At 57.8% G+C, this 23,976-nt stretch carries 13 protein-coding genes and 1 tRNA gene; 5 read left to right on the top strand and 9 right to left on the bottom strand.

Annotation, left to right across the window (positions count from 1 at the left end; translation table 11 throughout):
* Window positions 1-62 precede the first annotated feature (62 nt).
* Window positions 63-12,611: a retention module-containing protein gene (locus KT71_RS15395; protein ID WP_023660157.1), complete on the top strand. Its 12,549-nt coding sequence runs from the start codon at window positions 63-65 to the stop codon at window positions 12,609-12,611.
* A gap of 58 nt (window positions 12,612-12,669) precedes the next feature.
* Complete coding sequence (locus KT71_RS15390) at window positions 12,670-12,990, top strand: hypothetical protein (RefSeq protein WP_008294434.1); 321 nt, start codon at window positions 12,670-12,672, stop codon at window positions 12,988-12,990.
* Window positions 12,991-13,048: 58 nt separating this feature from the next.
* Here the strand turns inward: KT71_RS15390 and KT71_RS15385 are convergent, their stop codons facing one another.
* Window positions 13,049-14,962 (bottom strand): bifunctional diguanylate cyclase/phosphodiesterase, encoded by a 1,914-nt coding sequence (locus KT71_RS15385; RefSeq protein ID WP_008294435.1) that lies wholly within the window; start codon window positions 14,960-14,962, stop codon window positions 13,049-13,051.
* 9 nt (window positions 14,963-14,971) lie between these two features.
* Window positions 14,972-15,688, bottom strand: coding sequence for a transglutaminase-like cysteine peptidase (locus KT71_RS15380; RefSeq protein ID WP_008294436.1), 717 nt, complete (start codon window positions 15,686-15,688; stop codon window positions 14,972-14,974).
* A gap of 205 nt (window positions 15,689-15,893) precedes the next feature.
* On the opposite strand from KT71_RS15380, the gene KT71_RS15375 reads away from it, so the two are divergent.
* Entirely contained in the window at window positions 15,894-17,714 is a 1,821-nt protein-coding gene (locus tag KT71_RS15375; RefSeq protein WP_023660156.1) for a TolC family outer membrane protein, read from the top strand.
* Here the strand turns inward: KT71_RS15375 and KT71_RS15370 are convergent.
* The 7 genes from KT71_RS15370 to ispE all read right to left on the bottom strand — a co-directional run bounded on the left by KT71_RS15370 (window position 17,659) and on the right by ispE (window position 23,175).
* On the bottom strand, window positions 17,659-18,393 hold the full coding sequence (locus KT71_RS15370) for an esterase/lipase family protein (protein ID WP_023660155.1): 735 nt from the start codon (window positions 18,391-18,393) through the stop codon (window positions 17,659-17,661). The two genes, KT71_RS15375 and KT71_RS15370, sit on opposite strands and share 56 nt — an antisense overlap.
* 65 nt (window positions 18,394-18,458) lie before the next feature.
* A complete protein-coding gene (ychF, locus tag KT71_RS15365; protein WP_008294439.1) occupies window positions 18,459-19,553 on the bottom strand; it encodes a redox-regulated ATPase YchF in 1,095 nt (364 codons plus the stop codon).
* A 2-nt stretch (window positions 19,554-19,555) separates the two neighbouring features.
* Window positions 19,556-20,179: an aminoacyl-tRNA hydrolase gene (gene pth, locus KT71_RS15360; RefSeq protein WP_008294440.1), complete on the bottom strand. Its 624-nt coding sequence runs from the start codon at window positions 20,177-20,179 to the stop codon at window positions 19,556-19,558.
* 124 nt (window positions 20,180-20,303) lie between these two features.
* Window positions 20,304-20,969: a 50S ribosomal protein L25/general stress protein Ctc gene (locus KT71_RS15355; RefSeq protein WP_008294441.1), complete on the bottom strand. Its 666-nt coding sequence runs from the start codon at window positions 20,967-20,969 to the stop codon at window positions 20,304-20,306.
* A gap of 91 nt (window positions 20,970-21,060) precedes the next feature.
* Entirely contained in the window at window positions 21,061-22,008 is a 948-nt protein-coding gene (locus tag KT71_RS15350; protein ID WP_023660154.1) for a ribose-phosphate pyrophosphokinase, read from the bottom strand.
* A 79-nt stretch (window positions 22,009-22,087) separates the two neighbouring features.
* A tRNA-Gln gene (locus KT71_RS15345) sits at window positions 22,088-22,162 on the bottom strand.
* A 125-nt stretch (window positions 22,163-22,287) separates the two neighbouring features.
* Window positions 22,288-23,175: a 4-(cytidine 5'-diphospho)-2-C-methyl-D-erythritol kinase gene (gene ispE / locus KT71_RS15340; protein WP_008294443.1), complete on the bottom strand. Its 888-nt coding sequence runs from the start codon at window positions 23,173-23,175 to the stop codon at window positions 22,288-22,290.
* A 160-nt stretch (window positions 23,176-23,335) separates the two neighbouring features.
* On the opposite strand from ispE, the gene KT71_RS15335 reads away from it, so the two are divergent.
* Window positions 23,336-23,575, top strand: a complete 240-nt coding sequence (locus KT71_RS15335; RefSeq protein ID WP_008294444.1) for a type II toxin-antitoxin system VapB family antitoxin — start codon at window positions 23,336-23,338, stop codon at window positions 23,573-23,575.
* Window positions 23,575-23,931, top strand: coding sequence for a type II toxin-antitoxin system VapC family toxin (locus tag KT71_RS15330; RefSeq protein WP_008294446.1), 357 nt, complete (start codon window positions 23,575-23,577; stop codon window positions 23,929-23,931). Before KT71_RS15335 ends, KT71_RS15330 begins: the two co-directional genes overlap by 1 nt.
* Window positions 23,932-23,976 lie beyond the last annotated feature (45 nt).

The raw sequence follows: 23,976 nt of genomic DNA, 5'->3' as shown, positions 1-23,976 counted from the left end.
CCCTTTGCCCGCAGTAACCCTATGTTAGCGGTCTGTATTTCAAAGTAGTGGTAGTCAAGGTTATGGCACAAGCAATCGGCACCGTAGATATCCGCGAAGGCAAGGTGTTCGCCCGCTCTAATGATGGATCCCTGCGTGAACTCAAAAGCGGCGACGCCGTGTTTCAGGGCGAGGTGCTCGTGCCCTCGGCTGACGCCGTGGTTGAGCTGTTGATGCCGGATATGCCCTCGATTGCTCTGGTCGCCGACACCGAAATGTTGCTGAGTTCCGAACTGCTCAACGATACTGCTACGACCGCCTCAGAAGCCGCGCTAGAGGACTCCACCATTGCGGCGGTCGTAGCCGCCCTCGAAGGTGACGGCGATATTCTGGATAACCTGGAGGCGCCCGCAGCGGGGGGCGGCCGCGGTGACGAGGGTAGCTCCTTTGTCCGTCTCGGTCGCATAGGTTTTGATCTGCCTGAGTTTGAGGGTTTTCGAGCTGCGCTAAACCCCGAGACCCTGCGGGTGGTCGAGGCCGAGGCCGATAACGACCTGCAACTGTTGCTAGATGATGACCCCGATGGACCTACGCCGCCGGTGGTGCAGCCGCCGGCCGCCAATGCAGCCCCTGATGCCGCAGACGACACTTTTGAAACACCTTTCGGTGGAGTCCTGGTTGCCAACGTCTTGTCTAATGATACGGATCCTGAGGGCGCAGTGCTGCGTGTCGCCGATAACGGCGAGCCCGCTAACGGCACGGTAACCGTCGATGACGACGGCGTTTTCAGCTACACCCCCAATGATGGCTTTAGTGGAAGCGACTCTTTTACCTACACCATTACCGACCCCGATGGTGGGACTGACACAGCCACGGTGTTTATCACGGTGACTCCCGAGGTTGCGCCGCCTCCCGCGCCCAATCTGGCCCCCGATGCTGTGGACGATGTGTTTGAAGTCGGCTTTGAGTCTGCGCTCGTGGGGAGTGTGCTGGGCAACGATAGTGATCCCGAAGGGGATTCGCTCACCGTCACCGGCAACACCGATCCGGACAACGGCACGGTAAGCGTCGAGGCTGACGGCAGTTTTATCTATTCACCCAACGACGACTTCAGCGGTTCCGATTCCTTCACGTACACCATCACGGACGCCAACGGGAACACTGACACGGCTACGGTGCTTATTTCTGTGGGTGAGGAGACGGTAGCGCCTCCGCCACCACCGGCACCCAATGTGGGGCCGGATGCCATCAACGATACCGCTACAGTCGAAGAAGATACGCCCCTGACCATCACCGTGTTGACCAACGACGCGGACCCGGATGGCGATCCCCTGACCGTGACTGCCATCACCCAGCCTGCTAACGGCACCGCCGTGCTCAATGCAGATGGCACCGTAACGTACACGCCGAATGCGGACTATAACGGCCCCGACAGCTTCACCTATACGATTAGCGACGGCCAGGGCGGAACGGATACCGCGACGGTAAACCTCACCGTCACGCCCGTGGACGATGCGCCCGTGTCAGCGGACCTGGGTGCCCAGGCCAATCTCGACGCCGATAGCGTGAGTCTGGATGTGAGCGGCAATTTCAGTGACGTTGACAGCGCGTTGACTTACAGCGCCACGGGTTTACCTGCCGGTCTGAGCATTGATCCCTCCACGGGGGTTATCAGCGGCACCATTGATAACAGCGCTTCGCAAACAGGAGGCGGTGTTTATAGCGTCGTCGTTAGCGCGACGGATGGTGTGAATTCCCCGGTTTCCGAGAGCTTTGAGTGGACGGTCACAAACCCGGGTCCGGATGCGGTAGACGACACGCAGGGTGCCGCCGAGGACACGGAGGTCGATATTTCTGTGTTGGCCAATGACACGGATGTGGATGGGGATACGCTGTCCATTCTAAGTTTTACCCAGCCTGATAACGGCACGGTCACGGACAACGGCGACGGCACCCTGAGGTATACGCCGGATGCCAATTACAACGGCCCCGACAGCTTTACCTACACAATCACGGATAGCGAAGGCGGCACTGATACGGCGACGGTGAACCTGAATGTCGATGCGGCGAATGATCCGCCGGTGTCTATAGACCTTGCCGCGCAGTCGAGCGAGGACGCGGATTCGGTCAGCCTCGATGTGAGCGGTAATTTCAACGACGTAGACAGCACGCTCACGTATAGCGCTACGGGCCTGCCCGCGGGCTTGTCGATAAATCCTTCGACGGGGGTTATCAGCGGCACGATTGACAACAGCGCTTCGCAAGTGGGTGGTGGTGTATACAACGTGACGGTCACTGCGACGGATGGCGTTAATCCGCCAGTCAGCGAGAGCTTTGATTGGACCGTGACGAATCCTGGTCCCACGGCCTCGGACGATGCGGGGACGACCGACGAAGACACGGCGGTGACGTTTGCTGCAGCAGATTTACTGGGCAACGACAACGATCCTGACGGCGATGATCTGACCATTGCGAGTGTCGGCTCGCCCAGCAATGGGACTGTCGTTCTCAACGGCGACGGCACGGCGACCTTTACTCCCGATGCGGATTACAACGGTGCTGCGAGCTTCGAGTACACCATCAGTGATGGTGAGGGCGGCGTGGACACGGCTACGGTCAATTTGACCGTAAATGCGGTCAATGATCCGCCAGTGGTGATCAACCCACTGGGTAATCAATCGAATGATGATGCGGACGTCATTACACCATTAGATGCTTCTACAGCTTTTGAAGACGTCGACAGCACGCTGACTTACTCAGCAACTGGGCTGCCCGATGGTCTAAGTATCGATCCCAGCACCGGCATCATCAGCGGCACGATTGATAACAGCGCCTCGCAAGTGGACGGTGGTGTGTATAACGTTACGGTCACAGCAACCGACGGTGTTAATCCGCCAGTCAGCGAGAGCTTTGATTGGACCGTGACGAACCCAGGTCCCACGGCCTCGGACGATGCGGGGACGACCGACGAAGACACGGCGGTGACGTTTGCTGCAGCAGATTTACTGGGCAACGACAACGATCCTGACGGCGATGATCTGACCATTGCGAGTGTCGGCTCGCCCACTAATGGCACTGTCGTGCTCAACGGCGACGGCACAGTGACCTTCACCCCTGATGCGGATTACAACGGTGCTGCGAGCTTCGAGTACACCATCAGTGATGGTGAGGGCGGCGTGGACACGGCTACGGTCAATTTGACCGTAAATGCGGTCAATGATCCGCCAGTGGTGATCAACCCGCTTGCTCCTCAGACCAATGATGATGCGGACGTCATTACACCATTAGATGCTTCTACAGCTTTTGAAGACGTCGACAGCACGCTGACTTACTCAGCAACTGGGCTGCCCGATGGTCTAAGTATCGATCCCAGCACCGGCATCATCAGCGGCACGATTGATAACAGCGCCTCGCAAGTGGACGGTGGTGTGTATAACGTTACGGTCACAGCAACCGACGGTGTTAATCCGCCAGTCAGCGAGAGCTTTGATTGGACCGTGACGAACCCAGGTCCCACGGCTTCGGACGATGCGGGGACGACCGACGAAGACACGGCGGTGACGTTTGCCGCTGCAGGTTTACTGGGCAATGACAACGATCCCGATGCGGATGATCTGACCATCACGAGTGTCGGTTCGCCCACTAATGGCACCGTGGTTCTCAACGGCGATGGCACCGTCACCTTCACCCCTGATGCGGACTACAACGGTCCTGCCAGCTTCGAGTACACAATTAGTGATGGCGAGGGTGGCACGGACACCGCCACGGTTAGCTTGACTGTAAATGCCGTTAATGATCCGCCCGTGGTGATCAATCCGCTTGCTCCTCAGACCAATGATGATGCAGACGTGATCACCCCGGTAGAAGCATCGGCGGCCTTTGCGGACGTCGACAGTACGCTGACTTACTCAGCAACGGGTCTACCGACTGGACTGACCATCAATGCCTCTACGGGCGCTATCAGCGGCACGATTGATAACAGTGCTTCGCAAGTGGCTGGGGGCGTCTACAACGTCACGGTCACGGCGACCGACGGCGTCAACCCGTCCGTGAGCGAAAGCTTTGACTGGAAGGTGACGAACCCTGGTCCAGAGGCCAATGACGACAGCGAGACCCTGGGCGAGGACTCGGGAGCGACAGTTATTGATGTGCTTGCCAATGACAGTGATCCGGACGGCGATGATTTGACCGTAACTTCGGTGGGTACGGCGTCAAATGGCACCGTGAGTCTGGTCAATGGGGTAGTGAGCTACACGCCGAATGAAAACTACAATGGCCCTGATAGCTTTACTTACACCATCAGTGATGGTGAGGGCGGCACGGCAACGGCCACCGTCAATCTCACGGTTGATGCGGCTAATGATCCGCCGGTTTCAGTGGATCTGAACCCACAGAATAATGCCGATGCTGACGTAGTCTCTCTTGATCTCAGCGGCAACTTCAGTGACGTCGACAGCATCCTCGAATACAGCGCGACTGGTCTTCCCGCAGGTCTGACCATCGACTCAGCTACTGGCATTATCAGCGGCACGATTGATAACAGTGCTTCGCAGGTGGGTGGCGGCGTGTACAACGTTACGGTCACTGCGACCGACGGCGTCAACCCGTCCGTGAGCGAAAGCTTCGACTGGACCGTGACGAATCCTGGTCCCACAGCCGCGGACGATGCAGGGACCACTGACGAAGACACGGCGGTCATGTTTACAGCGGCGAATCTTCTAGCTAACGACAGCGATCCTGATGCCGATGATCTGACTATCACAAGCGTTGGTTCGCCCATTAATGGCACTGTCGTTCTCAACGGCGACGGAACCGTGACCTTCACTCCCGATGCGGATTACAACGGTTCTGCGAGTTTCGAGTACACAATTAGCGACGGTGAGGGCGGCACGGATACAGCCACTGTTAATCTGACTGTAAATGCCGTTAATGACCCGCCGGTAGTGATCAACCCTCTGGGTAATCAATCGAATGACGACGCAGAAGTCATTACAGCCATCGATGCCTCCTCAGCGTTTGAAGATGTGGACAGCACCCTCGAGTACAGCGCGACGGGCCTTCCCGATGGTCTAACTATCGATCCCAACACGGGCATCATCAGCGGCACGATTGATAACAGTGCTTCGCAAGTGGGGGGTGGTGTGTATAACGTCACGGTCACCGCAACGGACGGCGTTAATCCGCCCGTTAGCGAGAGCTTTGATTGGACGGTCACCAACCCTGGTCCTACTGCCGCAGATGACACCGGCTCCACGGATGAGGATGTCGCCGTCACCTTCACCCCGGCTGATCTGCTGGGCAACGATACCGACCCTGATGCGGATGATTTGACTATCACGAGTGTCGGTTCGCCCAGCAACGGCACCGTGGTTCTTAATGGCGATGGTTCTGTCACTTTTACACCGGACGCGGACTACAACGGTCCTGCCAGCTTCGAGTACACAATTAGTGATGGCGAGAGCGGCACCGATACCGCCACGGTTAGCTTGACTGTGAATGCAGTGGACGATCCGCCCGTGGTGATCAATCCGCTGGGTAACCAATCGAATGATGATGCGGATGTTATCGCTCCGGTCGACGCATCCGCGGCTTTTGCGGACATCGACAGCACGCTGACTTACTCAGCAACGGGTCTACCGACTGGACTGACCATCAATGCCTCGACGGGCGTTATCAGCGGCACGATTGACAACAGCGCCTCGCAACTGGGCGGCGGTGTGTATAACGTCACGGTCACCGCAACGGACGGCGTTAATCCGCCCGTTAGCGAGAGCTTTGATTGGACGGTCACCAACCCTGGTCCTACTGCCGCAGATGACACCGGCTCCACGGATGAGGATGTCGCCGTCACCTTCACCCCGGCTGAGCTGCTGGGCAACGATATCGACCCTGATGCGGATGATCTGACCATCACGAGTGTCGGTTCGCCCAGCAATGGCACTGTCGTTCTTAATGGCGACGGTACAGTGACCTTCACCCCCGATGCCGATTACAACGGCCCCGCGAGCTTCGAGTACACCATCAGTGATGGTGAGGGCGGCACTGACACGGCAACGGTGAGTCTGACTGTGAATGCGGTCAACGATCCGCCCGTGGTGATCAATCCGCTTGCTCCTCAGACCAATGATGATGCGGACGTGATCACCCCGGTAGATGCGTCAGCGGCCTTTGCGGACGTCGACAGTACGCTGACTTACTCAGCAACGGGTCTACCGACTGGACTGACCATCAATGCCTCGACGGGCATCATCAGCGGCACGATTGATAACAGTGCTTCGCAAGTGGCTGGGGGCGTCTACAACGTCACGGTCACGGCAACCGATGGCGTGAACCCACCGGTCAGTGAGAGTTTCGATTGGACGGTGACGAATCCTGGTCCCACGGCCGCGGACGATGCGGGTACCACCGACGAAGACACTGCGGTCACGTTTACGTCGGGTGATCTGCTGGGCAACGACAGCGATCCCGATGGTGATGATCTGACGATCACCAGCGTCGGTTCGCCCAGCAATGGCACTGTCGTACTCAACGGCGACGGCACAGTGACCTTCACCCCTGATGCTGATTACAACGGCCCGGCCAGCTTTGAATATACGGTCTCAGACGGCGAAGGCGGAACGGATACAGCTACCGTCAACTTGACCGTAAACCCAGTCAACGATCCGCCGGTGGTTATCGTTCCATTGGCACCGCAGGCGAACGATGATGCGGACGTCATTACACCATTAGATACTTCTACAGCTTTTGAAGACGTCGACAGCACGCTGACTTACTCAGCAACTGGGCTGCCGACTGGGCTGACCATTGATCCCAGCACGGGCGTTATCAGCGGCACTGTCGACAACAGCGCGTCTCAAGTGGGCGGTGGCGTATACAACGTCACAGTCACCGCAACGGATGGCGTGAACACCCCGGTCAGCGAGAGCTTTGACTGGACCGTAACCAATCCCGGCCCCGTGGCCAACGACGACAGCGAGACGCTGGGCGAAGACTCTGGAGCGACAGTTATTGATGTGCTTGCCAATGACAGTGATCCGGACGGCGATGATTTGACCGTAACTTCGGTGGGTACGGCGTCAAATGGCACTGTGAGCCTGGTCAATGGGGTAGTGAGCTACACGCCAAATGCTGATTACAACGGCCCCGACAGCTTCACGTACACCATCAGTGATGGTGAGGGCGGCACGGCAACGGCCACCGTCAATCTCACGGTTGATGCGGCTAATGATCCGCCGGTTTCAGTGGATCTGAACCCACAGAATAATGCCGATGCCGACGTAGTCTCTCTCGATCTCAGCGGCAACTTTAGCGATGTCGACAGTAGCCTTGAATATAGCGCAACGGGTCTTCCCACAGGTCTGACCATCGACTCTGCTACCGGGATTATCAGCGGCACGATTGACAACAGCGCTTCGCAAGTGGGTGGTGGTGTATACAGCGTTACGGTCACAGCAACCGATGGCGTGAACCCACCGGTCAGCGAGAGCTTCGACTGGACGGTGACAAACCCTGGTCCCACGGCCGCAGACGATACGGGTACCACCGACGAAGATGCGGCGGTGACGTTTGCTGCAGCAGATTTGTTGGGCAACGACAACGATCCCGATGCGGATGATCTGACCATCACGAGTGTCGGTTCGCCCAGCAATGGCACTGTCGTTCTTAATGGCGACGGTACAGTGACCTTCACCCCCGATGCCGATTACAACGGCCCCGCGAGCTTCGAGTACACCATCAGTGATGGTGAGGGCGGTACTGACACGGCAACGGTGAGTCTGACTGTGAATGCGGTCAACGATCCGCCCGTGGTGATCAATCCGCTTGCTCCTCAGACCAATGATGATGCGGACGTGATCACCCCGGTAGATGCATCGGCGGCCTTTGCGGACGTCGACAGTACGCTGACTTACTCAGCAACCGGGCTGCCCGATGGTCTGATCATCGATCCCAACACGGGCATCATCAGCGGCACGATTGATAACAGTGCTTCGCAGTTGGACGGTGGTGTGTACAACGTTACGGTCACGGCAACCGATGGCGTGAACCCACCGGTCATTGAGAGTTTCGATTGGACGGTGACGAATCCTGGTCCCACGGCTTCGGACGATGCGGGGACGACCGACGAAGACACGGCGGTGACGTTTGCTGCAGCAGATTTGTTGGGCAACGATATCGACCCTGATGCGGATGATCTGACCATCACGAGTGTCGGTTCGCCCAGCAATGGCACTGTCGTTCTTAATGGCGACGGTACAGTGACCTTCACCCCCGATGCCGATTACAACGGCCCGGCCAGCTTTGAATATACGGTCTCAGACGGCGAAGGCGGAACGGATGCAGCTACCGTCAACTTGACCGTGAACCCGGTCAACGATCCGCCGGTGGTTATCGTTCCATTGGCACCGCAGGCGAACGATGATGCGGACGTCATTACACCATTAGATACTTCTACAGCTTTTGAAGACGTCGACAGCACGCTGACTTACTCAGCAACTGGGCTGCCGACTGGGCTGACCATTGATCCCAGCACGGGCGTTATCAGCGGCACTATCGACAACAGCGCGTCTCAAGTGGGCGGTGGCGTATACAACGTCACAGTCACTGCGACTGACGGCGTTAACCCGCCCGCTAGCGAGAGCTTTGATTGGACGGTCGCCAACCCTGGTCTTACTGCCGCAGATGACACCGGCTCCACGGATGAGGATGTCGCCGTCACCTTCACCCCGGCTGAGCTGCTGGCTAACGACAGCGATCCCGATGGTGATGATCTGACGATCACCAGCGTCGGTTCGCCCAGCAATGGCACTGTCGTTCTCAACGGCGATGGCACCGTCACCTTCACCCCTGATGCGGATTACAACGGTTCTGCAAGCTTCGAGTACACGGTCTCTGATGGCGAAGGTGGTACAGATACGGCGACGGTCAACCTGACGGTTGATGCGGTGAATGATCCCCCCGTTTCCATTAACCCGCTTGCACCGCAAGCAAATGACGACGCAGATGTCATCGCTCCTTTAGACGCGTCGGCGGCCTTTGCAGATGTCGACAGCACGCTCGAATACAGCGCGACCGGTCTTCCCAATGGTCTCAGTATCGATCCCAACACGGGTATCATCAGCGGCACGATTGATAACAGCGCCTCCCAGGTGGGTGGTGGCGTCTACAACGTCACGGTCACCGCAACGGATGGTGTGAATGCGCCAATCAGCGAGAGCTTTGCCTGGACCGTAACCAATCCCGGCCCCGTGGCCAATGACGACAGCGAGACCCTGGGCGAGGACACGGGAGCGACGGTTATTGATGTGCTTGCCAACGACAGTGATTCGGACGGCGATGACTTGACCGTAACTTCGGTGGGTACGGCGTCAAATGGCACTGTGAGCCTGGCCAATGGGGTAGTGAGCTACACGCCGAATGAAAACTATAACGGCCCTGATAGCTTTACTTACACCATCAGTGATGGTGAGGGCGGCACGGCAACGGCCACCGTCAATCTCACGGTTGATGCGGCCAATGATCCGCCGATTTCAATCGATCTGAACCCACAGAACAATGCCGATGCCGACGTAGTCTCTCTTGATCTCAGCGGCAACTTCAGCGACGTCGACAGCACGCTGACTTACTCAGCAACGGGTCTACCGACTGGACTGACCATCAATGCCTCGACGGGCGTTATCAGCGGCACGATTGACAACAGCGCTTCGCAAGTGGGTGGTGGTGTGTATAACGTCACGGTCACGGCAACCGACGGTGTTAATCCGCCAGTCAGCGAAAGCTTTGATTGGACGGTGACGAACCCAGGTCCCACGGCTACAGATGACTCCGGCTCAACGAACGAAGACACCTCGGTCACTTTTGACCCTGCGGATCTCTTGGGCAACGACAACGATCCTGACGGCGATGATCTGACCATCACGAGTGTCGGTTCGCCCAGCAATGGCACCGTCGTGCTGAACGGCGATGGCTCTGTCACCTTCACCCCAGATGCGGACTACAACGGTCCTGCGAGCTTCGAGTACACCATCAGTGATGGCGAGGGCGGCACGGATACCGCCACGGTTAATCTGACCGTGACGGCGGTTAATGATCCGCCCGTGGTGATCAATCCGCTCTCTCCTCAGGCGAATGATGATGCGGATGTTATCGCTCCTGTAGACGCGTCTGCGGCCTTTGCAGATGTCGACAGCACACTGACTTACTCAGCAACGGGTCTACCTGCTGGTCTCAGTATCGATCCCAGCAGCGGGATTATCAGCGGCACGCTTGATAACAGCGCTTCCCAGGTGGACGGCGGTGTGTACAACGTCATCGTGACAGCAACCGATGGCGTGAACCCACCGGTCAGCGAGAGCTTTGATTGGACTGTCACGAACCCCGGTCCTGATGCCGTGGACGACAGTGTTACGACGGTTGAAGACATCGCGATTGATATCGACGTGCTGGCCGATAACGGAAATGGCGCAGACAGCGATGTGGACGGCGATACGCTCACGATCAGCAGCTTCACGCAGCCCACGAACGGTACGGTCACCGACAATGGTGACGGTACGCTGAAGTACACACCGAATCCCGATTACAACGGGAGCGATAGCTTCACCTATATCATCAGCGACGGTGAGGGTGGCACGGATACTGCGACGGTGAACCTGACGGTGACGCCCGAGAATGATCCGCCAGAGTCTGACGCCAAGACGCTAACGGTGGCCGAAGATACGAACGACAACGCAGTACCGACGTTAACGGGCAGTGATAGCGACGGGAGCGTGTCGGGGTTTGTCATAACGAGCTTGCCGGCTAACGGTACGCTGCTGCTGAGTGGTGTTGCGGTGTCGATGGGGCAGACGGTTCCTGCGGCGGAGGCGGGCAATCTGACCTACACGCCGAATGCGGACTACTTTGGCGATGACAGCTTTAGTTATGCGTCGGTTGATGATAATGGAGCCCAAGACGGGACGCCGGCGAACGTCGCGATCACCGTAACGGAGGTGGCAGAGCCCGACACACCACCAACGGCTGATCCGCTGACGGCGCTTGCTGAGATTGCGAACGGGCCTGGCCCGAACGGCACTCTTTCCAATCCACAGTTAGAGGTGTTCTTAAGCGTTGACGGCATTGCGGATGGGGTGGGGCTGGAGGGAATTCCGACCCTCGGTGGCGTTGACGATGAAACGCCCCTGGAGAATTTGGTGTTTACGCTGCGCTCCCCACCAACCGACGGCATTCTGTACCTCGATGCAGAGGGTGACGGTTCTTATGAGCAGGCCCAAGTTGGCGATACGTTCAGCAGCGCATCCTCGTTTTACTGGGCAAAACCCGCAGAACAGGTCGTACAAGATCTCACAACCGACGCTACGGGTGTCACGGTCAGCGGCTTTAACGGTCGTAACGCGACCATCACCCAGTCCCGTGACGGTCTGGGGGTGGACAGTGCGGGGAATACGCAGCCGCAGGCGCCGACACAGCTCGGTTATCGCAACGGCTCATCAGAAACAATGGTTTTGAATCTGGGTGGCCCGGCTACCGAAGCGACAGTCCAAATTGAACGACTTTTCCCGAATGAAGGCGAGGCTGGTCGTGTCGAAGCACTGGATGCCGACGGTAATGTACTGGGCGTCTGGACGTTCTACGGGCGAGCTAACGCAACGCTTGATGGCGTTCCCGTCGACTTCAACATTGGCGGGAGCGGGGGGAGTTTCACGCTTTCGGACATAGGGCAACCGTTTTACGCACTGCGATTTACTGCGACCCCCTACGTTGATGGTGTAACACAGGGTACTGGCAAGAACGCTGACAGCAGTGACTACCTGATCAAAAGTGTCGCCTACTCGCCCATCTCGCTGGCGGATGCAGAGTTCACTTACGATGTAACCGATGAGCAGGGCAACGTAAGCGATCCGGCGACGGTCACCATTCGTCAATCCAATGCACCTATAACCCTCGATCTCGATAATGATGGTTTGGAATATCTGTCGCGCGAGGCCGGGGTTGTGTTTACCGATGAGGTCACTGGAGAGTCTGTGAACACTGCGTGGGTTGCACCGGATGATGGTTTGTTGGTGATTGACGCCAATGAATCCGGCACAGTAGATCAGACTGAGGAGTATGTTTTCACTGAGTGGTCCGAGAATGCCGAGACAGATATGGAGGCTGTCGCAGAAGTTTTTGATACCAATCAAAACAGTCAGCTTGACCCCGGTGATGAGAGCTGGGAACAATTTGCAGTATGGCAGGACGCCGACTCGGACGGCGTGACTGATGAGGGCGAACTCCGGTCCTTGGATGAGTTAGGCGTCGATAGTATTGCTCTGACTTACTCCGAAGAAAGCACCTCAGGATCCACTGCCAATGGCGACGTCACGATCCACGGGCAGTCCGATGTCACCTGGACCGATGGCAGTGTGAGCGTGGCCGAGGATGCCAGCTTTGCGATCTCCGCGGCGGATGTGCTGAGCGATGACGGTGATTTGATCCTCCCGGCTCATGAAGGTGAGGATTCTTCGACCATTGCCAGGGATGTGCCGGCGAGCGAAGAGCAAAAAGCCGGCGGTGAGGCCGACATTGCGGCTCTCGAGATCGACTTGCTGCTCAACAACAGCAATGATGACAAGTCGGGCACCGGAGAGATTGATTGAGTATCCGCAATGGGCGAGAGTGGCGTTCTAAAGCTGCCGAGATTGGGAGTAGGGGCTGATGCCTTACGTACAGCGCGATAGTAACGGCGCCATTTCGGCGGTAAGCCGCCAGGCCCAGCCGGGCTTTGATGAAGAGCTGGAAGAGGGCGATGGCGCTTTGCAGCAGTTTTTGGCAAGCGTGGGACCCAACAGCGACCTGGCGCGAACGGACCTGGAGTTCGTCCGCGTCCTCGAGGACTTGCTTGAGGTGCTGATTGCCAAGAACGTATTGCTCTTCACTGAGCTGCCGGAAGCGGCTCAGGCTAAAGTGATGGAGCGACAGTCTCTCCGCCGCAGCGACAACGCACTCAATCTTCTGGATGATGAGCCTCGCATCTAGGCTTTGTCCCGGTCGCGACAGGTGAGCAATCATCCAAGGAAGCATCCTGAGCGGCGAGCTAGGTGTTCAAAAAGGGACCCGTGACCGCGCTGACCCCGCAGTCAAAAGCACTGCTTCGTTCCGCTTCGTTGGCGACGCCTTCTGCAATACAGATGACGCCCAGGGTGTGGGCGATGTTGGCGTAAGTCCGCATCAGCGCCTGATGGCCCGGAATACCCGCAATATCGTGTGTAAACAGACTGTCAATTTTCAGGTAATCGGCCCCCAGGGTGCCTAACTTGCCGATTTCGCCCACGCGGTGTCCCATATGCTGGATGCCCAGCTGCGCCTGATGCTTGTGCAGGCACCGTTGCAGGGCGGCAAACCCCTCGGGGTCGCCAAAGGCGGCAGACTCACTGATATCCACGCGAAGACGTGCCGCGTCGTCGGGGTATTGGTTGAGGTGGTAATTGAGCCAGTCCACAAAGTCGTCTTCGGTAATAGCCCGCATAGATAACTCCACACAGGCGTTCTCGCCCGTCTTAGCAATGTGCGCAAGGCCGGCGGTGATGATGGCGCGATCGATCTCAGCGTTGAGACCCAGGCGATGAACCCAGGGCATGAACACACCCGCGCGACACCAACTGTCGTCGATATGAAGTTGTAGCGTCAGCTTCTTGTGTAGCAGCTGGGACTGCTGATCGACGACGGGACAGGATTCAAATTGGAGCTCGCTGTTGATCAGCGCCTGGCGAATGGCCCGCTCCCAGTTCCGACCTCTTTCGCGGAGGTTTGACAGGCGTTCGCCACTGCGGGAAGCCAGGGTCAGTTCACCCGTTTCCGTATGTGCTGACAGCATCAGTGCTTCGTCCAGGTCACTCATCAGCTCACTGGCCGTGACCTCGGGCTCGTAGCTGGCACAGGCCGTGGGAATTTTTACGTCCCCGGCCATGTCGTGACGTACAAGAACGTCGACGACGGTCCGCTGAAGCTGTCTACCGAGCCTTTTCGGATCGTTCTCCCGGGGAGAAAGAACACAAAAATCCGCAACATTCAGATGGGCGATGGCCAGCTCAGGAAACTGCTCCAGCAGACCCTGGAGACTTGTCCCGATGTCAGCGATGAGAGCGTCCATCGTTCTGCGTCCGTGGAGCTGATTGAGCTCCGTCAGGCGATGAATGCGCGCCAAGGCGATGGCACCCTCGGCATCGGGGTCCTGGGCAGTAACCTTGGCGGCAATCCGGTTCATGAAGCTGGTGCGCTGCTCAAGGCCCGTCAAGGGATCCTTTTTTTCTACAGACTGCCCGGCGGTTAACTGTTCCGCATCCTTGGTGAGCATGTCCTGCATCCGCGTTGCCAGGCTGTTCATTGCACGGGTAACCCGCGCAAACTCCAGGGTGTGCGGCTCCGGTAGTTCAACAAAACGTCGGTCGCCCAGGGCGTCGGCCTGTTGCACCACCTGGTGCAAGGGTTGAAGAATCGTGCGCAACAGCAGCGACCCCAGCCCCCCGGCAATGACGATGGCTGAGATCAGGGCAGCGAGGGTACGCTTTGCGCTGGTCCACAGCTCCGCGTAGGCAAAGTCATTGTTGGTCTTGAGACTCAGCGTCCCCAGTTGGTTCCAGCCACTGCTCACGGCAGCAACGCCCGGGGCCGCATCAATGTCAAAGAGGGCGGCGAGCCAGCCGGGGTAACTGCCTGGTTCTATGGCTTTCGCCCGATCAAATATGAGTTCGTCGTTCGCATCGCGAAACCTTACCCATTCGTAAGACCCCTGATCCAACTGCGACGCCAGTTGAATTTCCAGTGCCACCGTATCCAGGGTTTGCTGGGAGAGGGAAAGGGCAAGGGCATTGGCGTCATCGCTATTCTTGATGCTCAGCTGCTCCTCCAGGTAGCGACTGCTGCTGATGCCGTTAATCACGAAGGTGGTGCCAAACACCACCAGCATCAGCACGATGATCGCAATCCATAACTGTCGATAAAGGGACATGTTTTTCTCCTACCAGGTGGCCCGGAAGCCTTCTTCGACGATACGCTCCAGCACCTGCTGCCAGCGCGAAAGTCGCTGCAGCGGGTTTGCTTTACTGGGCTGGGTCGCACCGCTTATCCATAGATCATCAGCGTTAAAACTGAAAACGGGGGTCAGGTCCTGGCGGCGTGCCGCCGGCAAAACCAGGGTGTTGATATTGTCCAGAATGAGTGGCGCAGCTGCCGGTGTCTCGTACCAGGCGAGCACCATGTGAGCCTGACTGGCGCCGCCGGGGCGCTGTGCTTTGACATAAATCAGGCGAAGGCTTTTGGGGTCGACGCCCAGGGCCAGTAAGGTCACGTATTTGGCGATGGTGAAGTCCTCGCAATCCGCCTCCTGTTTGCCCAGGGTCTCCAGCGGGGTGGCCCAGTAGTCCTCGATACCGTAGATACGCTCATCGCTACTCCAGCGAATACGCTCGTTGAAAAAGTCGTTGGTGGTCTGCAGCTTGCTGAGTATGGGGTCGGCGCTGCGGCTGGCAACAAACGCCTCCCAGTCTTGAACAGCGTTTACAGCGTCCGGGCCAAAGCGCTCAGCAGCCAGCCGACGGAGCTTTTCGAACTCAATGATGCCCGCCAGGGGGGCGCCTTGAATAATGCCCAGCAGGGCCAGAAGCAACACCCCGATCATCAATCGACGCTGTGCAAGGCGCTGCGCGAAACCTTGTGCAAACTGTCTTTCGGCCATTGCTTCGCCGTTGTGTGAGACTGCGCACAGTATAAGCGCGATAATGCGAATAAACCGCGTTAAAATAAACAGTTAGGGCGTATAGTGCGCCGCGCGCTGCGCCTAGAAATGAGAATAGTGAGAGTCGTGCAGGTAGCGAAAGTAACGTAAGCCGCGCGATGAAGACATTAACTGAACCCCTTAGGGCCATAGCACCTGGAGAGCTGTGACAAAGCGAGACCAAAAAGAGATCTTTCCTAGAGCATCGTTGCCAAAGCGACCGCTGTGGCGTGGCGTTATTGCCGCTGTCCTGGGGCTCGCTGGCAGCGTGCCAATCTATGCTCAGGAAGTGACGAGTTATGGCGAGGCTATTGTTACAGCGCTTGCCAGTAACCCTGCAGTCACGTCGGCCTATTACGAGTTTGAAGCTACCCGAGCGTCAGAGCGGGCTGAGTTTGGCGATATGCTGCCAAGCGTTGATTTGTCGGGGGATTATTCCTGGCAGGAGCGCCAGACACCCATCGCGGACTTTGGTGATTACGAGGCAGATTCTTTGCGATTCTCTATCACCCAGCTGCTGTTTGATGGCTTCCAGAGCCGTGATGAGGCGCGGGCCAAGCGCTATGAGAAGCTGGCCCGCTACTACGATTTTGAAGCCGCGTCCCAGGAGGTGGCCTTGTCGGCAACCCAGGCCTATGTGGACGCCGTGCGCTTTCAGAACCTGGTGCAATACGCCGAGCAAAACTATGTCGTGCATCGACAGGTGTACAACAAAATAGCCGAGCGAGCTGCAGGCGGCGTGAGCCAGCGCGTCGATCTTGAGCAGGCCACGGCACGTCTGGCCCTGGCGGAGTCAAATCTGCTGACAGAAGTGACCAACCTGCATGACACCCGCGTGGAGTTTCAGCGCATCGTGGGACTGCTCCCGGCCAAAACCCTGCCCCTGCCGGCAATCCCTGAATCGGCGCTGCCCGTAACACGGGATGAGGCCCTGGCGCGCGCCTATGCCAACAGTCCCGATATCAACCGGGCCATCGAGGAATTACGGTCGGCCCGGGAGTCGTCTAATGCCACCCGGGGTGCCTTTTACCCGCGGCTGGATCTTCGCTATCGGAATGAGCAGGCGAGCAACACCGACGGCATTCTCGGGGATTATGACCTCCAGGCGGTGGAAGTAGTGATGAACTACAACCTCTACCGGGGCGGTTCCGACAGCGCCCGGCGTCGTGAAGCGGCCAATAGCTACTACTCGGCGGTAGAGTCTCGGAAGGACGCCTGTCTGGCCATCCGACGCGAGACCATGATTGCCTTTAACGATATTGATGTTCTCAGGCGGCAGGTCGATTACCTCGAGCAGCAGCTGGATGCCCAGGACAAAACCCGCCGGGCGTACAACGACCAGTTTGATATTGGTCAGCGCTCCCTGCTGGATTTACTGGACAGCCAGAACGAATTCTTCGACACCCAGCGGGCCTTGATCACTGCGCGCACGCAGTTAATCGCCGCGCAGGCGACGGCGCTGGCGCGGGTGGGCTCCCTGACGCGTGCCCTGGATGCTGAGGGCTTTAACGCCGACAAGCTGGCGGCTCTGGAACTGGATCTTGAGCGCAAAGAAAAAGAAGATATTCCCCTGTGCCCCGAAGGCACGCCGGAGGCCCTGGAGATTGACCAGGAAGCCATTTTTCAACGTCTGGACCGCGCTGCAGGCTCCCGTGGTGAGTTATTGAATGAGGCGGGGGCCTCGGCACCCGCGGCGAGGGACGCGCGCTCCCCGGGTATCAAAGCTGAGCCATTAGTGGAGGTCGAAGCCCTACCCCAGGCAGTGTCCTCGCAAGAATACATCGTCGCTGAGGGTGAAACGCTGTGGGCTATTGCCAGCAAAGCACGTCCCCAGGGCGCGACTACTCCGCAGACTCTGGCGGCTATTCAGCGCTTAAACCCCGATGCCTTTAATGGCGGCGATCCCAGCAGCATCAAGGCGGGCTATACCCTCAGGCTGCCTGATGCGCTTGATATAAGCGGTCCAGCACAATCCCCCACACCGTAGGATCGATACCCATCGAGAAGTGTGTCGAGTCCACTTCGTAGTGGGTTACATCCAAGCTGTGACGATCAATACAGGCGGGCCAGGATACGATGGTGTCGCCGCGGGTGAACACGATCCCTATGGGCGTTTTGATCGGATTAGTCGCGTTGCGTTCTTCAATCAGCTGGTTGATCCGTTTTCGATCTTCTGCACTGTAGGAGCGCGCTCCCACGGTGAAGGATGGGCCGCCAATCACGGGTGTGCCATAGGTGATGATGGTGCTTACGTACTGAGGAATCTCCCGGGCGATTTCTCGGGCTACAACGCCACCTAAGCTCCAGCCCACCAAGGCTACCGCGGTGCCACTGACGTCCGCTTTTTCCACTACCCGGGGTTTTAGAGCCTCTACATACTGCTCGACGTTTCCCTGATTGACGCCCAGTCCCCAGGTATCTGCTTTGTAGCCCTTGAGCCTGAGCAGACGGCGCAAAGGAAACATGGAAGACTCCGGTGCCTTAAAACCGGGTAACAGCAAAACGGGCTCACCGTGTCCCCGCGGCGCGCGAAGCAGTTTGGGTGAAGACAGCCCGAGACGGAGCGCTTCGCGTCCTACTCGCCACTCGCCCTGAAACCGGGGAAAACCCATGGGTGTTGGGGCGGGGGCGGGGGGAGGGGTTAGGTAGATCTTGTAGTTTTGCACCTTGGCTTTGCTCTGAACCCTTGGGTGTTGGCTATCAGAGCTTACGCTGCCCGCCGCGCAGTGGTTTAAACATTAAACCGAAAATGCACCACATCCCCATCCTGCACAACATACTCCTTACCCTCCAGGCGCCAGCGGCCGGCGTCTTTTGCGCCTTGCTCGCCCTTGTGGGTAATGAAGTCCTCGTAGCCGATGACCTCGGCGCGGATAAAGCCCTTTTGAAAGTCCGTGTGAATGACCCCCGCGGCCTCGGGGGCTGTGGCACCGACCTTGACCGTCCAGGCACGCACTTCCTGGGGTCCCGCCGTAAAGTAGGTCTGCAGATTCAGTAGCTCATAGCCCGCACGGATTACCCGATTGAGTCCCGGCTCTTCCATGCCCATGTCAGCAAGAAACTCGGCGCGCTCGTCGTCCTCCAGCTCAATGATTTCTGACTCGAGCTTGTTGCAGATCACCACAACTTCGGCGTTCTCCGTGGCGGCTATGCCACGCACGATATCGACGTAGGCATTACCCTCGAGTCCTTCTTCATCCACGTTGGCGATGTATAGAGTAGGCTTGCTCGTGAGCAAAAACAGACTCTTTACCAGCGCCTGCTCATTGTCATCCAGGGTGAGCCCGCGCACGGGCCTGGCTTCATTGAGCTGGGGGAGCAGTTTGTTCTCCAGCAGGGCTTTCATGGCGATGGATTCCTTGTCGCCGCCTTTTGCCGTACGCACCACTTTGGCCAGCTGCTTTTCGCAGCTTTCCAGATCCGCCAGGGCGAGCTCGGTATTGATGATTTCGATATCGGCGGCAGGGTCGATGGCGTTGGAAACGTGGATGACGTTTTCATCCTCAAAACAGCGCACCACGTGAGCAATGGCATCGGTTTCCCGGATATTTGCCAAAAACTGGTTGCCCAGTCCTTCACCCTTGCTGGCGCCCGCCACGAGACCCGCAATGTCCACAAACTCCATGGTCGTGGCGATCTCCTTCTGGGGTTTTACCAGCTCGGAAATTTTGCTCTGCCGGGGATCCGGCACGGGTACCACCCCCGCATTGGGCTCGATGGTGCAAAAGGGGAAATTCTCCGCGTCGATACCCGCACGGGTGAGCGCGTTAAAAAGCGTTGATTTACCGACGTTGGGGAGACCAACAATGCCGCATTTAAAACCCATAGCTATTCCTTAAGCGGTGGAGTCGACATCGTCGAGTCCGCGCCATTAAAACTGTGTAATTGTGTCATGGCCTTCCCGGCGTCACCCGCCAGTAGCAGGGGTAGGGCACGAAGGGCCTCATCAATACTGGCGGCAATGGCCTCGCGATCCGCGGGAGACGCCTTGGAAAGCACGTAGTTGCTCACCTGTTTTGCGGACCCGGGGTGACCGATGCCGACCCGCAGACGATGGAAGTCCTTGCGATTTCCTAACGCCGGCACAATATCCCGCAGACCGTTATGACCGCCATGGCCGCCGTCAAACTTAAAGCGCGCCGTGCCCGGTGCAATATCCAGCTCGTCGTGAGCGATGAGAATCTGCGCCGGCTCAATCTTGTAAAAATTCGCAAGCGCTGCAACGGATTTGCCGCTGCGATTCATGAACGTATGAGGAACAAGGACCCGGAGCTTGTGCCCGGCGAAAAACACCTCTGCAAGCTCACCGTGATACTTGGTTTCCAGCTTAAAGGTGCCGCCTGCCTGCCTCACCAGTTCGCGCGCAAAGTCCTCGCCCGCATTGTGGCGGGTGCCCTCATACTGCGACCCGGGATTTCCGAGGCCGACAATCAGTTGAATGGTGACGGGCATGACTTTATCTCTTACGGTCTACCGGGTTTCTACTTGCGATAAGCGCGTGCAACGAAAAAGGGCAGCGTAACGCTGCCCCTGATCAGATACTGCATGCGCTATCCCTGGGGAAAGCGGCGGCAGATCAATCCTCGTCGTCGCTGCCTTCGCTTTCGCCTTCTTCGGCGCTTGCTTCAGGTGCGTCTTCGTCGACTTCTTCATCACCACCACGCTTGGCGCTGACGGAAGTCACAGCCATATCGTGATCTTCGCCCAATTCCAGAGCCGTGGAAACCACGCCTTCGGGCAGCTTGAGATCCGAGATGTGGATGATGTCGGCGGTGGTCACGTTTTCCATGTCCACTTCGATGTACTCGGGGATCAGACCCGGCAGACAGAGAACTTCCAGTTCCGTCAGCAGGTGCTCGATGATGCCGCCTTCGATCTTCACGCCGTGACACTTCTCTTCATTGATAAAGTGCAGGGGAATGTTGACCTTGATGGCGACCTTGGCATCGACGCGCAGAAAATCCGCGTGCATGACATCGTTACGCGCCGGGTGACGCTGCAGGTCCTTGAGGATGGCGGGCTGCACATCGCCGTCGACGGATACGTCGATAACCTGTGAGTAGAAAGCCTCGTTTTCCAGCGCTTTTTCCAGGTCCTTGCGGACGATGGTCAGGGGCGCGGGGTCTTTGCCGGCGCCGTAAATGATCGCCGGGATGTGATCGACGCTACGACGCAGGCGGCGGCTCGCACCTTTCCCCAGGTCGCTACGTACTGTGGCTGCAATGGCCAGTTGTTCAGACATGACTGTCTCCTATAAATATCGGAGTGGGGGTCGCCTGCGACCAGCTTCCCCGTCCGCTTAAAAAACGCCTCTCAGGCGGTTCGCAATGAACCTAGCTGAAAAGCGCGCTGATGGATTCCTCGTTCGAAACCCGGCGAATAGATTCCGCCAGCAAATCGGCAATGGTGAGTTGCCTGATCTTGCTGATGGTTTTCGCCTCATCCGACAGAGGAATCGTGTCCGTGACTACGAGCTCGTCGAGCGCGGAGTTACGAACATTGTCTAAAGCCTTGCCCGAGAGCACCGCATGGGTGCAGTAGGCCGCGACCCGTGTCGCGCCACGCTCTTTGAGCGCGTTTGCGGCATTACAAAGGGTGCCGGCGGTATCCACCATATCGTCTACCAGTAGGCAGGTTCGGCCCTCGACGTTACCGATGATATTCATAATCTCGGTTTCGTTGGCCTTGGGCCGACGCTTGTCGATGATCGCCAGTTCAGCCTCGTCCAGCTGCTTGGCGATGGCTCGGGCGCGGACCACACCGCCGATGTCGGGGGATACCACCATGACGTTGTCGTAGTTGCTGGCCTGAATGTCGTCATTCAAGACCGGCGAACCGTAAATATTGTCTACGGGGCATCCAAAGAAGCCCTGTATCTGTTCGGCGTGAAGGTCAACCGTCAGTACGCGGTCGACACCCACGGTATTCATTAAATCCGCCACGACCTTTGCCGAAATCGGCACGCGTGAGGAACGCACGCGACGATCCTGGCGGGCATAGCCGAAATACGGCACGACGGCAGTTATGCGACCTGCTGACGCGCGACGTAGCGCATCAATCATCACCAACAACTCCATGAGGTTATCGTTGGTGGGTGCACAGGTCGGCTGCAACACAAAGACGTCTTTGCCGCGCACATTTTCGTTGAGCTCTACGGCAACTTCGCCGTCACTGAAGCGACCCACATCGGCTTTACCGAGGGACAGATAAAGGCGACTGGCTACCTTGCGGGCTAATTCCGGATTGGCGTTCCCGGTGAACACCATCAGCTTTGCGGACACGTTATGCCTTCCTTCGCTCATTCGCTGTGCAACGATCGTGCTAGTGGGTGCGGCGGCAATAAAATCCGCCGCAGAAAAATGGCTGGGGTGGGAGGATTCGAACCTCCGAATGCCGGGATCAAAACCCGGTGCCTTGCCACTTGGCGACACCCCAATGATCGTTTACGTCAGCGGTGACCTGCTGCGCTCATTGTTGTACTCGTTGGACTAGCAGTCCCAAAAAACGCACTTACTTCGCAGTTATGAGGCCCCGCCCCAGGGCAGGTCTCAGCGCGTTCTTTACCCGGGCGGCAGCCCGTCAAGCTGTTCCCGGACGGGTGACCGATTCACACCGCGGGCAACAAAGCCTTGCCATTGCCCGGGTACTTCCTGCAGGACTGCCTTTGCCTGCGCTTCGCTGTCGAAGCTTGCGAACACGCAGGCACCACTGCCGGTCATTCTTGCCTCCCCGAATTTCTCTAACCAAATCAAAGCCTTATCCACAGGTTCGGCAAGGCATCGCACAAGGTTTTCGAAGTCGTTACGGGTAGGCCCCGTAAAAAAGGCGGCCATTGTGATGGCGGGGGTGTCGCGTGTCAATTGCGGGTGTGAAAAAATCCCTTTTGTTGATACGTGACAGCCGGGGTGAATCACCAGAAACCAGCGCTCGGTCAGCTCCACGGGCTCCAGTTCCTCGCCGATGCCCTCGGCCCAGGCACTGTGACCGCGCACAAAAACCGGCACGTCGGCACCCAGCTGACGACCCAGATCCGCCAAAACATCGATCGATAGATTGAGTTCCCATAGCTGGTTGAGGGCTAGCAGCGTGCTCGCGGCATCCGAGCTTCCGCCGCCCAGGCCGCCCCCCGCGGGCAGGCGTTTGAGCAGGTGGATATCTGCGCCGCGGCAGCCTTCGCCACCGTGCGCGGGCGGGCTGTCCTTTGCGTTGTCCTGTAAAAGCTGCGCTGCACGCACGATGAGATTGTCTTCGGGGGCAAGATCTTCAAGGACGCCGTCCTCGCAGTGAAGCTTGATCTGGTCGTCGTCGCGAACCGAGAAGGTCAGCTCGTCACCAAAATCCAGGAGTTGAAACAGCGTCTGGAGATTGTGATAACCGTCGGGGCGCTGCCCCGTGATGTGCAGGAACAGATTCAGTTTGGCGGGAGCGCTGACGGTGATTGGTAGCATGGGGGCGATTATTGCACGGGAGGACGGACTATCGATGGACGCGGATACGCTTCTCAGAACATTGAAGCTGCGATCGAAGCCATGACTATATTTGATGTTTGGTATGGCATCATATGATGTTCTATCTGATGTTAGCGACGTGTAGTGTGAGGCTTTTGCTATGAGAACCACTGTGAGTATCGACGATCAACTGTTCGCAGAGGCGAGTCGTCTTACGGGCATCACCGAGAACACCGAACTGATTCGTTTTGCCATCAAACGATTGGTAGAGCGGGAGGCCGCCCGGCGCTTGGCGTGTCTTGGTGGCAAGATGCCGGGTTTGGAAATTCCCGGGCGCCGCGCACTGGCCACGACCGAGGATGACGAGGGTGTAGAGGATGGCGAGGATAAAAAGCGCTGATGTGGCTGGTGGATACCTCGGTATGGATTGATCATTTTCGTAGCGACTCTTCGGACCTCCGACGTCTCCTTGAAGACGGAATGGTGGTCACCCACGAGTTTGTCATCGGTGAGCTTGCTTGCGGCAGACTAAAAGATCGGGAGGCTGTGCTGGGGTTTTTCGAGAGCCTGCCGCGCGTGGCGCTGGTAAGTCACTCAGAGTTCTTGCACTTCGTGGGCGCTCACCAGCTGGAGGGTACCGGTCTCAACTTTGTCGACATCCATTTGCTCGCATCCAGTCGACTGACTGAGGGCGTGCAAATCTGGACGCGTGACGAGCGACTCAGCCGCGCTGCCGGCGATTTCCCGGTTCATTAAAAAAATCGTGCACTGAAAATAGTCCACTAAGAAAACCGTGCACTA

Source organism: Congregibacter litoralis KT71 (genome assembly GCF_000153125.2).
Lineage (GTDB): Bacteria > Pseudomonadota > Gammaproteobacteria > Pseudomonadales > Halieaceae > Congregibacter > Congregibacter litoralis.
The sequence above is the reverse complement of the archived record's forward strand: the minus strand, read 5'-3'. Positions and strand labels throughout refer to the sequence as shown.

Excerpts from the sequence above, each read along its gene's own strand:
- KT71_RS15335 (WP_008294444.1), top strand. The coding sequence starts at position 23,336 with ATGAGAACCACTGTGAGTATCGACGATCAACTGTTCGCAGAGGCGAGT.
- KT71_RS15395 (WP_023660157.1), top strand. The coding sequence starts at position 63 with ATGGCACAAGCAATCGGCACCGTAGATATCCGCGAAGGCAAGGTGTTC.
- ychF (WP_008294439.1), bottom strand. The coding sequence starts at position 19,553 with ATGGGTTTTAAATGCGGCATTGTTGGTCTCCCCAACGTCGGTAAATCA.
- KT71_RS15390 (WP_008294434.1), top strand. The coding sequence starts at position 12,670 with ATGCCTTACGTACAGCGCGATAGTAACGGCGCCATTTCGGCGGTAAGC.
- KT71_RS15355 (WP_008294441.1), bottom strand. The coding sequence starts at position 20,969 with ATGTCTGAACAACTGGCCATTGCAGCCACAGTACGTAGCGACCTGGGG.
- KT71_RS15330 (WP_008294446.1), top strand. The coding sequence starts at position 23,575 with ATGTGGCTGGTGGATACCTCGGTATGGATTGATCATTTTCGTAGCGAC.
- KT71_RS15385 (WP_008294435.1), bottom strand. The coding sequence starts at position 14,962 with ATGTCCCTTTATCGACAGTTATGGATTGCGATCATCGTGCTGATGCTG.
- ispE (WP_008294443.1), bottom strand. The coding sequence starts at position 23,175 with ATGCTACCAATCACCGTCAGCGCTCCCGCCAAACTGAATCTGTTCCTG.
- KT71_RS15380 (WP_008294436.1), bottom strand. The coding sequence starts at position 15,688 with ATGGCCGAAAGACAGTTTGCACAAGGTTTCGCGCAGCGCCTTGCACAG.
- pth (WP_008294440.1), bottom strand. The coding sequence starts at position 20,179 with ATGCCCGTCACCATTCAACTGATTGTCGGCCTCGGAAATCCCGGGTCG.